Annotated in this window: 9 protein-coding genes and 1 tRNA gene; 7 read left to right on the top strand and 3 right to left on the bottom strand. The window is 33.4% G+C overall.

All coding sequences use genetic code 11. The annotated features are described in order from the left end of the window. The first annotated feature begins 504 nt into the window (after positions 1 to 504). The 6 genes from CKV67_RS14565 to CKV67_RS14540 all read left to right on the top strand — a co-directional run bounded on the left by CKV67_RS14565 (position 505) and on the right by CKV67_RS14540 (position 3,763). Complete coding sequence (locus CKV67_RS14565; RefSeq protein ID WP_014094026.1) at positions 505 to 975, top strand: hypothetical protein; 471 nt, start codon at positions 505 to 507, stop codon at positions 973 to 975. Between the two features lie 167 nt (positions 976 to 1,142). Continuing rightward, positions 1,143 to 1,277, top strand: a complete 135-nt coding sequence (gene rpmH, locus CKV67_RS14560; protein WP_003718062.1) for a 50S ribosomal protein L34 — start codon at positions 1,143 to 1,145, stop codon at positions 1,275 to 1,277. An 89-nt stretch (positions 1,278 to 1,366) separates the two neighbouring features. Continuing rightward, complete coding sequence (rnpA, locus tag CKV67_RS14555; protein WP_014094025.1) at positions 1,367 to 1,726, top strand: ribonuclease P protein component; 360 nt, start codon at positions 1,367 to 1,369, stop codon at positions 1,724 to 1,726. Positions 1,727 to 1,766: 40 nt separating this feature from the next. Continuing rightward, positions 1,767 to 2,630, top strand: a complete 864-nt coding sequence (yidC, locus tag CKV67_RS14550; protein ID WP_014094024.1) for a membrane protein insertase YidC — start codon at positions 1,767 to 1,769, stop codon at positions 2,628 to 2,630. Next, positions 2,627 to 3,247, top strand: a complete 621-nt coding sequence (jag, locus tag CKV67_RS14545; protein WP_014094023.1) for an RNA-binding cell elongation regulator Jag/EloR — start codon at positions 2,627 to 2,629, stop codon at positions 3,245 to 3,247. Before yidC ends, jag begins: the two co-directional genes overlap by 4 nt. Positions 3,248 to 3,301: 54 nt before the next feature. Further along, positions 3,302 to 3,763, top strand: a complete 462-nt coding sequence (locus CKV67_RS14540) for an ASCH domain-containing protein (protein ID WP_014094022.1) — start codon at positions 3,302 to 3,304, stop codon at positions 3,761 to 3,763. 281 nt (positions 3,764 to 4,044) lie between these two features. Here the strand turns inward: CKV67_RS14540 and CKV67_RS14535 are convergent, their stop codons facing one another. After that, a complete protein-coding gene (locus CKV67_RS14535) occupies positions 4,045 to 9,873 on the bottom strand; it encodes a LapB repeat-containing protein (RefSeq protein WP_014094021.1) in 5,829 nt (1,942 codons plus the stop codon). Positions 9,874 to 10,355: 482 nt separating this feature from the next. On the opposite strand from CKV67_RS14535, the gene CKV67_RS14530 reads away from it, so the two are divergent. Continuing rightward, positions 10,356 to 12,350, top strand: a complete 1,995-nt coding sequence (locus CKV67_RS14530) for a hypothetical protein (protein WP_014094020.1) — start codon at positions 10,356 to 10,358, stop codon at positions 12,348 to 12,350. Positions 12,351 to 12,403: 53 nt separating this feature from the next. Here the strand turns inward: CKV67_RS14530 and CKV67_RS14525 are convergent. Next, positions 12,404 to 12,476 (bottom strand) — tRNA-Val (locus tag CKV67_RS14525). A 22-nt stretch (positions 12,477 to 12,498) separates the two neighbouring features. Further along, positions 12,499 to 13,524, bottom strand: a complete 1,026-nt coding sequence (locus CKV67_RS14520; RefSeq protein ID WP_025279671.1) for a LacI family DNA-binding transcriptional regulator — start codon at positions 13,522 to 13,524, stop codon at positions 12,499 to 12,501. Positions 13,525 to 13,530: the final 6 nt, after the last annotated feature.

Below are 13,530 nucleotides of genomic sequence, written 5' to 3'. Positions count from 1 at the left end.
TAGTAACCCCCCTTTGTATGTAATGTAAATGGATGCTTTAAAGTTATCCACAGATAGAAAAAGCCGTGGATAAGGTTATCCAAACGCTGTTAAAAAATTATCCACAAAGTGAAAACGTATTGTGGATAACTTTATTTTCCCCCAGCTATATTTCTATTCGACAGGAATTATAATATCAGAAAATCACTCTGATAGCAAGGACTTACCAAATTTATCCACAAAACTGTCCAGATGTGAAAAACGGTTGTCCACAGCCAGTTAACTTGTGTATAACTTGTGTGTAAAGAAAACTGTAATGAAATTGTTATAATTAATTATCCACAAGCCTTTGTGTGTAATTTCCCACTAATTGTGTATAAAGTTGAACTAAATTAGAAGGTTATCCACAATAAAAAGTCTAAAACAGGTACTTATCCACACTTTTTGATAAAGGATTTCATTACGACAATGTGTTAAACTATTTAACAGAAAAGAAAATAATGATTAAAAAATGAGGTTGTGAAAATGATATTTCAACGTCTTTTGAAAACAAGAGATATAGAATTTTATCGTGTCATCCAAAACCAGAATATTGAAGATGTTTTTGGTTATTTGTTAATTCACGATAAACGGGAACCAGCAGAAATTAATGATTTTACAGTATTTGCGAGAAGTAATATAAATAAAGAAGCTTTTGCGGTAAATATTAAGAAAAACCATATCCGTACAATGTTTTTTCACTTTACAGACTTAGAGGAGGAAAGTGAAATTCCAAAATTCACAAAAGTAATTCGTTTTATAGAATGTTTATTGTCTTTTCAGCCTGAAACGAGCCACTATGTTGATAATTATTTAATTAAGAAGAAATTGGTTTTTGAATATCCAGCTGAATTTGAGAAAATTGGTGAGTTTGCTAGATATTTAGTAGAGGTTTCAGGGCGGAAAATCACGATTCCAGACACCACTAGAGAAAAATATATTTATTTAACACAATAAATTTTGAAAAATGGTTTTTCTCTCTCTAAAAATATGATATGATAGTGAGTGGAGTCTAAATAGCAATTCGTCTAAATAGTATTGACAAAAATGACTAGTTCACGTATAATATCTAAGACTGTCTAATAGATAAATTCGATTGGACCCTTTCATGGGAGGTGTAATTAATGAAAAGAACATATCAACCAAGTAAACGTAAAAGAAAAAAAGTACATGGTTTCCGTACGCGTATGAGCACTAAAAACGGACGTAGAGTTTTAGCAAGTCGTCGTCGTAAAGGAAGAAAAGTTTTATCTGCGTAGACCACTGAAAACGACTCAGTGGTTTTTTTTTTGAAAAATCTCTGAGTCAAACGGCCTTATACTATGATATGTAAGAAGATGGAGAATGTATGAAAAAAAAATATAGAATCAAAAAAAATGACGATTTCCAAAAAGTATTCCGAAGAGGAAAATCTTTTGCTAACCGTCAATTTGTTGTTTATACTTTAAAGAACGAAGGAACGAATCATTTTCGAATTGGCCTGTCAGTTAGTAAAAAAATTGGAAACGCTGTCTGTCGTAATAGAATTAAACGCTACATAAGACAAACTTTTCATGAGCTAGAAGGGCAGATTAATCCCGAAAATGAATATATTATCATCGCCAGAAAACCGGCGGCCAATATGGATTTTCATGAAATAAAGAAAAGTTTGATACATGTTTTAAAAGTAGGACGTGTTTTAAAACAGAAAATAAACAATTCAAAATGAGTGGAAATTTGAAAAAGGCGAAATGGGAGGTTACATCAATTTGAAGAAGAAAAAGCAATTCAAACAGAAGTTGCTCATCGCAAGTCTTGTAATTGGATTAATGACCGTACTTACAGGTTGTGGTAGTTCAACGGATCCTATTACAAAAGATTCAACTGGATTTTGGAGTCAATATATTGTTTATCCATTATCTTGGGTTATTACTTGGTTTTCCGATTTATTTGGGGGAAATTATGCAGTCGGAATTATCGTTGTTACCATTTTAATTCGACTACTAATCATGCCTTTAATGGTGAAACAATTGAAGAGCCAAAAAGCTATGACGAGTTTACAACCAAAAATCAAAGAACTTCAAACGAAATACGCGTCTAAAGATAATGAAACAAAACAAAAATTACAACAAGAAACAATGCGTTTGTATCAAGAAAATAGCGTAAATCCAATGATGGGTTGTTTACCATTACTTATTCAAATGCCGATTTTGTTAGGATTTTACCAAGCAATTAGTAGAACTGAAGCAATTAAGACAGATACATTCTTATGGATGCAATTAGGGAATCCGGATCCGTATTATATTCTACCAATCGTTGCAGCTTTAACAACATTCTTATCATCAAAAATTTCGATGATGGGACAAACACAGCAAAATAAATCGATGGCAATGATTATTTATATTATGCCAGTGATGATTTTATTTATGGGGATTACATTACCATCAGCACTAGCTCTTTACTGGATTATCGGTAACGTGTTCACCGTATTCCAAACACTTTTAATTAACAATCCTTTTAAAAACAAACGCGAACAGGAGGCACTGGCTGCTGCTCAAGTGGAAGAAGATCGTTTGAAGAAAAAAGCAGCGAACATGAAAGCTTCCAAAAAAGGAGGTAAGAAAAGAAAGTGAGAGATTTAACTGCGCAAGGTTCAACAGTTGAAGAAGCCATCCAAAATGCCCTTACTAGTTTAGAAACGACACGTGATAAAGTGGAAGTGGAGATTCTTGATGAAGGTAAAAAAGGTATTTTCGGAATTGGTTCCAGATTAGCCATGGTGAAAGTAATTGAAAAAGAAGATGGTACTCAAGTAGCAATTGATTATCTTTTAGATGTTGCGACAAAAATGGGTGCAGAAATTACCATTGATGTGGAAGAAGTTGGCAAAGATGTGAAGTTACAAATTAAAGGTGAAAGCTTAGGTATGTTGATTGGAAAACACGGTCAAACGCTTAATGCACTTCAGTATTTAACCCAACTAATTGCTAATAAAACTACAAGTCAATACAAAAATATTATTGTTAACGTTGGTGATTACCGAGAACGTCGTCATGAAACATTAGTACTTCTAGCTAACAAAATGGCTGATAAAGCTGTTAAAACAAAGCGTGCTGTCCATTTAGAACCAATGCCTTCTTTTGAAAGAAAAATCATTCATGCTATTTTAAGTGAGAATGAAAAAATTGAAACGCATTCTGAAGGTCGCGATCCTTATCGTTATATCGTAATTAAACCAGTGAGAAAATAGAGTTTTAGACTGAGGTTTTTAGGAGCCTCAGTCTTTTTTTAGGAGGAGACTTAAGTGACGAATTACAAAGATTCAGTAAATAAAATGTGGCAAAACTATCGAACAGAAAATCAAGATGCTCCAACTAAGTTTGAAGCATGGGCATTTGGAGACTCTGCTGAAATGGCAAATGAACTTGGTGGAATTGTAATGGATGGCACGAAGACAGGTACTAGTAGTTTATTTTATTGGTATGACCAGGGCGGAGAAGTAATGCCTTCTGTTGGTTCATATGTTGTCATTTTAGATGGCGAAGAAGAAGCGATGGGGATAATTAAACTTGTTGAAGTAACGATTATGCCGTTTAATGAAGTTCCTGAGAGGTTTGCTTATTTAGAAGGGGAAGGGAATAGAACGCTTGTTTATTGGCGAAAAGTACATACTTCCTTTTTTACAAAAGAGTCAGTTGAACTTGGAATTGAGTTTAATGAAGAGGTTCTGGTAGTTTGCGAGGAATTTGAGGTTGTTTATAAATAGAATGTTTCACGTGAAACATTCTAAGGGCATACTATTAAAAATTTTAGTGTCCCATTTTTCAAGCCTAACTTCATTTGATTTAAAATAGGATTTGCTAAATCTATAATCAACTCAATTAAAAGGCTAGTGATCAATATTTTTTGATAAAATTGCTAGATAATTTTATTTATATCCAATAGTGTTGGCTACGTTTATGAAGAAAAGCAGTTGAATATTTTTAAAATAAAAAAGTGGGGATAATTGGTGTTATTTCAAAACACCAGTATCTCCACTTTTTTGTATTATTTTGTCTTTGTATCTTTTCTACAGAATAACCAAATTCCTGTTAAAAGAAGCATTACACCGATTAGAATAAACTCAGTATTCCAATCATCTCCTGTTTTTGGCATGTTTTTTTCCTTTGCAGGAGAGGGAGTTTGATTACCATTTTTTTGGTTACTTGGTACGATATGGAGCGATTTTTCGCTATCTTTTATAGTTAGTATAATGGTGTTTTTGGTAATATTTCCAGATGAATCAGTAGCTGTGATTGTCAATTTATAGTCGCCTACTTTATTCCAATTCACAACTTTAGCTATGTTGGATGTGACTTCTACTGTGCCATTATTATCTACAGCACTCACTCCAATATCTTGAAATAATTGTTTTTCTGAAATAGTTTTTCCTTTTGTATAACTTATTTTTTCTTTATTTATGATTAATACTGGAAGCGTTGTGTCGACAATTGTTAATGTAACGGTTGTTTCTGCTGTGTTTCCGGCTGTATCTTTTGTTGTTACTTTAACAGAATATTTACCTGGAACATTTCCTTTAATAGGTTGCTCTGAGGTATACGTAACCTTTATTTTCGCTCCAGTCATATAATCTATTGATTTAATATTAAAAATAGTGGATAGAGACGGTAGTTTATTGGTTGCTTCAATGGTTTGATTGAGTACATTTTGGAATATTGGGGAAATCTGATTATATACAGTTACTTCGATTATTACAGGATTAGCTTTATTTCCATACGAATCTTCAGAGTTTAAAGTAACTTCATATTTGCCAACTTTGTTTAAATTAACTTTTTCCGTAAAGTCACTTTTAATAGCAATATTTCCGTCTAATTCATCTGTTACTTCTGCCTGAATATCTGCTAGGAAATCAGTTTCGGTTACAGAAGTTTTTCCTTGATAACTAATCTTCTTATCTGCAGAGATAACTGGTTTATCTTTTGCTACTTGGACTTGGATTGTCTTAGTTGTTGTGTTACTTGAAGTATCTACTGCTTGAACTGTAACTTCATATTTTCCTGGTTTTGTTAAATCTACTTTTGAAGTAAAATTGGTAGTTATTTTTAAATCATCGGTTTCATCATTATTATCGGTCGTTTTGATGTTGGAATCCTGTAAGAAATCAGTTTCGGTTTTACTCGAATTTACATGGTATATCACATCATCCGCTATGATTACTGGAGCTTTTGTATCTTTTACGATAATAGAAATTGATTGTGGTATTGCTTGATTGTTACTAGAATCTACAAGGTTTACTTGAACTTGATACTGGCCTTTTTTCACTTTTGAAATATCATTAAAAACTGTACTAAAATCACTCGTGAAGATCATTGGTAATTTGTTTAGTTGTGGTGTTTGACCAGGTACTAAGTCATAATTATCAATGCCAACAAGACCAGCTGCTGTGAATAAATCTTGTTCAGTTAACATCCGCATACTTTCAACTGTGTAGTTTAATGTATTATTTGTTACGATTAAATTGGGTGCGATGGTATCAACTACTTTTACATTAAAAGTCTCTGTTACTTTATTATCAGAGGTATCTGTTGCAGTTACCTTCACTGGATAAGTTCCTAATTCGTTCCACAAGACTTGGCTGTAATCAATCGTTGGTGTAAGGTTGCCATCGTGTGCGTCGGTTGCGCTTATAATTAAAGGATTGACCCAATTAATATTGGTTGCGGTGCTATTTACCTCCATAGAAGCGTCTTGATTCACAGAAAGGACAGGTGCCGAATTATCAATATCAAATGTTTTTTCATCGGAGGCTGTATTACCAGCTTCATCAGTTACGGTATTTTTGGCAGTATAAGTTCCTTCATCATTAGGAATACGAATAGTTTTTCCTGTGCCAGAATAGATTAACTTGTTGTTGCTATCTTCTATCGTCCATTTGTTCGTCACTTGTGTTGCTGCATCTTTCGAATCGATAGTAATGGCTTCAGGTGTAATAGCTCGGTCTAGCTTGATTACCGTACTTGGTAGCCCTGTATCTGTAATGTAAATTTCGGATATACTACCTACATCAGGTGTTAGGTTGTTTAACTCATATTCACCAGTAGTACTATTAAATAAGGTGTTTTGTGGGGCATACACAAATTCAGTCTTCGAGGGAGCGGTAACTTTTAGTTTATAATTGACTGGGTTTTGAATAATAACATCACTAAAGGAAAATATCCCTTTATTATTCGCTGTAACAGCTGATTTAACTTCTTTGTCATCTTCGTCTAACAAAGTCACTTGATATCCTTCGCCGTAATAAGTGATTTTTCGCTCCCCATCTTTATTCATGAAAATAACTGCACCTTGTACAGGAGTAGGCATATAGATTGGTAGTTGAATATTTGTAATGGATTTCAAATTTCCATTCGCTAAATCATCAATAGCAAATTCGGTTGAACCATTTTTGGTTAACCAGCCAATGGTATCATCTTTTGAATCAACAACGACCTTATTTATGCCAGTTGTTATAAACTCGGCATTTTTATTTGGTAGATGAGCTGCAATTTTGTAGTTTCCATTTCCTAAACCATTAAAATCAAATAAGCCATTATTTTGATTAGAGGAGTCTGGAGATGTAAAAATTGTTTCTATTTTTTCAAACTCGTTATTTTTTTCTTTATACAAGTCTAATTCTACAGAGTTTAAACCTTTTTCATTAGTATCTTGGACGCCATTTTTATTAAAATCAGTAAAGGACTTTCCAGAAAGGCTTAAATCTGTTGCTGGAGTAGTGCTTTTCACTCCTCCACGTGGCGGTTCAGAAGCTAATTTGGTTATCCCAGATGCTGTTTCTTTATCTACTCGATAAGCCACAGAGTTGTAGGAAATTTCGCCATTACGTGGGGAATCTATTGGTACAATCCCTTCGAAGTTGAGGACAATTTGATCTCCTACTTTAAATTCTGTGTTGGGCAATTTGATTCGAAAGCTTTTCACGGTTGACATATTAGTTGGGGCTGTCATTTGCCAAGTAGCCCCTGGAACATCTTCTCCATTTATATCAAAACGTGTTGGGGTAGTGCTGGTAGAATACTCTACAGTCGCTGTATCACTTTTCTTTCCATTGACAAGTACTTCAATTTCACTAGTTGGGATAACCGAGAATTCGGAACCTCGATTTCCTGTTCCAAGGACGTATTGATCACCAACAAAAGGGAGGATATCAATAATCTCTAAATTATTCATACTTTTAGTGCCGTTATTTTTAAATTCAAGATTATACGCCACTTTTTTTCCTGGAATGGTAGTGGCAGTTTTAGAATTTACATTTACAAGTTCTTCATCTTGGCTACCTTTGATTTTCATTGTGGTTGCTATACTGTTAGAAATACCTACATTAGCTGTCATCGTCGTAGAAAGGTATTTGCTAGATGAAACTCCGGGTAATTTAGCTTGGAGTTCGCTTGATAGTGTTTTAGTTACTAGTCCTGTATTTCCAGTTCCTTCTATATTCCAATCGGATTCTGTCATCGAGCCCATTCCAAATTCCACACGGTTTTCACCGCTGTTCACTTTATCCAATTTAAACATTAAATCCAGTGTTAACATCTCACAATTTTTGATACCTGGTGATAAACTGGTGTCTGGTGCTTCCCAATATAATAAGGTGGAGCCATCAGCTAATGTTTCTTCCCCGCTGATATCTGCGGAGGATTTTGGATAGATAGCGTTAATCCCAGAACTTGGAGCGTACGTATAACCAAGCAAACCATTATAAGGTTGTTGAATATAGTTTCTTATTGTTGTAACGCTTATTCCCTTTGGTACAACAACGAAGATATATGGGTTCTTTAACTCATTAGCATAAGAAGCTAAACGAACAGATTGGGCAATTGTATCTCCGTTAAAAAAGATGGTGTTATTAAATCCTTCTCCATAACTAGTTACAACTGACGGAAAGAAAACCATTCCATTTATTTTTGGGGGATCTGGTGGAGTATTCACTATTTGGATTATCTCTTTAAATGAATTTGTGGTTGTATCAATACTTTGGTTTGTTTGGTCAAAGTCAGTATAGGTAATAGATTCTGGTTGTAGTATAAATGAATCTCCTGCTTTTATACCTGTATTGTGTAATTTAATGATTCCTGGTGAATGAGATGGAAAATCTTTTATATCTACAATATTGTCTTTATAAGTAATTCGTAATTTTTCAATTCGATAGCTGGCTTGTCCATTAATCTTTGTTAAATCCCATCCGTTACTAGTATTGGACGTCAACGTGTGCCATTCATTATTTTGATAGTACTCTAATTTTTTAATTAAACTTAACATATTATCATTCGGAGTGAACGATAATGTTTCGAGCCCTTCTGGAATAGGCGCTACAATCTGCAAATCATTAATTCCAGTTATTGCTGAGGATATTCTGGGTGTAAAAGCCCATTCGATAATGTCGTTTTCTGAAATACTTGTTTTAGACACTTCAGTATCTACGCGTATATCTGTTTTTGCAGCAGCTACTTCAGAATTTAAATTGAGGGTACTAATCAAAATATTTTCATCATATACATTTACTTTCCCTGTATAAATAGTTCCTGGGACTGCATTTTTAGGAATGGTTGAGGATACTGTTAATTGTATCTGATTATATATATTTGCATTAACTGGTCCAAATTCAACCACTTGTTTTTCTGTAGTATTAATGGTTTGATTTGATTTACCATTGATAGAACTAAGCGAAGACCAAAACGATTCACCTGGTTTAGCAATACTAAGATCAGCCATTCTAACAGTGAAAGTGCCTGCTCCATTTTCTTTAAGATACTCTAATCTCAAATTTTTAAAGCTCTTATTTCCAATACTTTTTTTGACAAGCGTTGGCCATGTAATATTGTACCCGCCTTCCATACTCAAAAAGTATATATTTTTAGTAGAAGAAAAGTCCCAACTATTATCATTTAATGTAATTGGTTCATATTCATTAATAGAACTATCTTTGACTAACGTGACTGTTATAGCTTTTTCAACTGGTGCATAAGTTTCATCTGTATTTTTACTGCCTGAAAGAGTTGCTTTTAAATCTGTTGGTTTCCCAGACTCTGCATCATAACTAGCACGAACAACTATAGGAATATCAAATGGTGCTCCACTTAAGATATTATCTACTAAATTAATGGTTAGTTTTCCAGTAGTTGCATTGTAGTCGGCTGATTTCACATTGACGTTAGCAGTTATATTTTTAGGATAATTGACTGGTTCCATCCCAGAAGATTTAAAATCAATGACCAGTTTACCATCTTTTAGTGTGCTAGAACTATCAAGGAAATTAATAGAGTAACTAATAGTCATCTGCTCGGTGTAGTTATTTAGAGTAGCTTTGCTGGCTTCTGCTTGGAGTAATAGTTTGTCTGGAATAGAAGCCTTCATAGTTAAAGGTTCAGTTCTTAACAGGTTGCTTTTTAACATATTTTTATTTCTTGAGGATATGTCTCCAGATTGTTTGATAACTAAATTTAATACTGCTTCGACGCTAGTTCCTTCTTTGAGTTCTAGCTGGTAGCTCCCTTCTTTGGATGCAATCAAGAATAGGGAAACACTGCTGCCAGTGCCTGTAATTATTACTTCATTTTTGGATTTATTGTAAGCAATATTTTTATCTACTTTCTGTGTATCTAATTGGAGAGGCTTTGGTAATATTAGCTTATACTCTTTCTCTTTCTCCATACCATGGATTATTATCTCATTATTATTTAAGTCAGGATTTGTTAGCATTTGAATAGTTGTTTGTTGAATTTCAGTATTTAGTGCATTCGCTATTATATAAGTGGGTAGCATTACTGTTTGCGCTATGATTGAAATGGCTAATATACTTGCGAGAATTTTTCTAATCATTTTTTCACTCCTTCATTTTTTAACTAATACTTTTATAATAACCCGTTTTTAGCTGTCAAAATTAAACAATTTTCATAAAGAGATGTGTTATTTAGTTTTATTGTGAACAAAATTTGAACGATTATAGAAATTTAATTTGAAATCGTAATAATCCAGATTATAATCCTCCTCTTTTATCAAAAAACAAGCTTTTTAAATCCTTGTCAAGTTGGCGTACTAGAACGCTCGCAGCAAATGGAAGGCGAGCGAATTTATGATAGAAAAATAGAATGTTTTATTTGAAAAATTAGCGTGACCAAAAGCATTATCATAGTATTGCAAATCAAATAAACACTTTTAGTCCTCCTAATTATGTCGAAATTTTTACTAAAAAGTGTACATAAATAAAAAAAGTGTAATAAATATAATATTGTCCTATTTATTTTATTTAGTTATTGTTAGAATATTAAAGACTATAAAAAACTATCCGAGGAGAATATATAATGACAAAAGAATATTATTTTTTAGATCCTGAAATAAGTTCTGCTGAAACAAAACAAGAAAATATCGATGCTTGGCTAGAGACGCAACAAACGGATTTTTATCAAGCTCAAATAGCACAAGAACGAGATTATTGTTTTTGGTGCAAGATGGTGGAAACAGCAAAACCTAATTCGCGTAAAAGCTACACATCAATGGCATATACTTTAAATGACCCTAATATGTTAAATTCGGCAGCAAAATCTAATTTTATTTTAGCGGAAGATGAAGTGCTTTATATTCATACTTTATCTGTTGTTCGTGATGGGAAAGTAATCGATAAACTAAATGATATAAATGTGAAAGTATTAGATTATGTACGCGATGAAAATCAAGCTAGCTTTAACGATGAAAAGAAAGTGACTGTGTTAATTCGAGATTTGCATTTAAATGATATTTTCATTATTGAAACATCAACTGAGCTGAAGTATCAGGAAGATAGCATTCGTAATCAATTTTTCCGCTGGATTTATACGTATCCAAACTCCTACTGGGCGTATGGAAAATACCGCTTTGAGTTAAAAAATGAAACAGGACAAAAACTAGAAGTGAATTATAATTATTTCCGTGATGATGAAGGAAATATTTTAGAAAAAGAGAAAGAATTTGTTGAAAATCAAAAATCTTATGTCATTGAAGAAAATTCTTATATTGGGAAAAATCCAAATGAATTAGAACTTGCGCCATTTATTGATTTTACAACACAAAAAACTTATCCAGAAATAACAAAAACTATTAGTGATTTATATCAAAAGTTCTATCAAGTGGATGTGACTGACTTTGCGGCCGATTTCATTTCAGAATTAGATGAATTATCTTCGTTGCAACATAAAATCAGACATGCTATCGATTTTGTTCAAAAGGAAGTTTACTATTTATACAATGAATCTGAGATGGATGGGCATGAGCCTCAACCTGCTGAAGTTACTTACAACACGAAACAAGGTGATTGTAAGGCAAAAACACTTCTACTAAAAGTACTATTAGATTATCTTGGAGTGGACTCGGAGTTCATTTTAGTTAGTTATGATCGAGATATCTTTTTACCTGTCTATGCGCCGTCCCCTTTCAATTTTAATCATGCGATTTTAAAAATAAATTATGAAAATCAAGTTTATTTTGTGGATGCGACTATCAACAATGACCAAGGATTTTTAGAAAACCGCCAGAAAAATAGCTTTATGTATTATTTAGAAATTAAAGAAGGTACGGAATTACAAAAACAAGAGCCGTTTCAAGATCAAGTGCCATCAGTGGAAGAAATTGCTCGATGTGATGTCAAAGAAAACAAAGGGTATATTACTTTTGAAAGAAAGTTACGCGGCAAAATGGCTAATGGCTCACGCGAAATGTTCAAAAATGACTCGATTAAAGATATTATCAATCGCTACAATTATGCCACTTATAGCAATATGACATTGTACAAAAAATATGAAGAAAATGAGATTGATAAATATTTTAGCGACGAGTCGATTAAAATAGTGGAAGATAATAAGGAACTAAATGAACTTTCAATCATATATAAGGCGACTATTTCTGATCCTTATATTGTAGAAAATAAAAAGCGCTATTTACATTTCTGGAATTGGGGAAACTTCATTGATGATGCGGCTGAAAAACATTTCCATAAGGATTTCCCGTACTGGGTTGATCGTAACGTCATTAAAATGGAGATTCATTTGACGACAGATAAGTCTATTGATCAACAAGATTCGTATACACGACAAGAATGTAATATTAATTCTAAGTATCTACAACATCGTGTCACGAAGAAAGTGATGAAAAATGGTGCTTCTACTTATTTGGAGTATAAACCATATCACAACCTCACCATTTCAGGAAAAGATTTGAAAGACTATGTGAAAGCGAATAAAGAAATTCTTGATAGTAACTGGGGTATTGGTATTGATATTATTGAGGATGGTTTGTTTAAGAAAATTGGTAAGTTATTTAAATAAAAAAAGCCCGTATGATAAATGCATTTTTATCATACGGGCTTTTTGCTATTAAATGGTCCCGACTGGTCTCGAACCAGCGACCCCCACCATGTCAAGGTGATACTCTCCCAACTGAGCTACAGGACCTAAGTAAATTCAGAAAATAAGATTAGCTGTTTATTTTCTGAATGGATTCACGTTCAATCATTTCGGTTTTAATAATGGTTGTTTTTGGTACATTTTTATCTTGATGAATAAGACGGAATAATAAGGTAGTTGCCTTTTTTCCTAGTTTATTTATCGGGATATCAATTGATGTAAGTGGTGGCGATAGGAAAGATGACGCTACTTTATCATTATAACCGATAACAGAGAGATTTGCAGGGATTTGTAAGCCTTTATCGGCAGCCATTTTGTAAATACTTAGTACTTTTAAATCATCTGTTGCAAAAACAGCGGTAGGCTTATCTGGGCCTTCCATTAAGCGTAGTGCGGCGCTGTAGCTATCTTCAATGCTATAGCCACTATCAATAATCCAATCATTACGAAGGTCTAATTGATGATCAAAAAGACAACTGCGAAAACCAGCGAGACGATCGATGGAGACGTGATAGTCGAGTGGTGCGTGAATACAAGCAATTTTTTTATGACCTTGATTAATTAAATGTTTTGTAAGAGCATAGCTGTCACCAAAATTATCCGTATCGACAGAATAAATATTTTTATAGCTACCCTCTACTTTTCCTGTGACCACGATGGGGATATTATATGGATCTAATTGGTGAAAAAAATCTTCATCAGCTGGGGAACTAAGCATAATGATACCTTTAATCATTTTTTCTTGGATTTTGGAAAGACATTTTTTCAGTTCATCTTCACTGTTTTTGGCAGTTTGAAGAATTAAATCGAAATTTTCCAACTCAGATTGAGTGGAAATGGATTGAATTATTTCTGAAAAGAAAGGATTCCCAGTAGTCGTTGTAGTAGAACGATTGGAAATAACCATAATGGCATCAAATCCAGATGAAGTTAGAGCACGTGCTAGTTTACTTGGTTGGTAGTTGAGTTCATCAATTGCTTCTAATACTTTTTGTCGTGCTTCTTTGGAGATGTTAGCTTGATTATTTAATACTCTAGATACCGTAGATTTTGAAACTCCCGCATGTTTTGCTATATCGTAAATGGTAGCTGCCAAGATAAT

The sequence above is a fragment of the Listeria ivanovii subsp. ivanovii genome (genome assembly GCF_900187025.1).
GTDB classification, from domain to species: Bacteria; Bacillota; Bacilli; order Lactobacillales; family Listeriaceae; genus Listeria; species Listeria ivanovii.
Note: the sequence above shows the minus strand (reverse complement) of the source record. Positions and strands in the feature narration are given on the sequence as shown.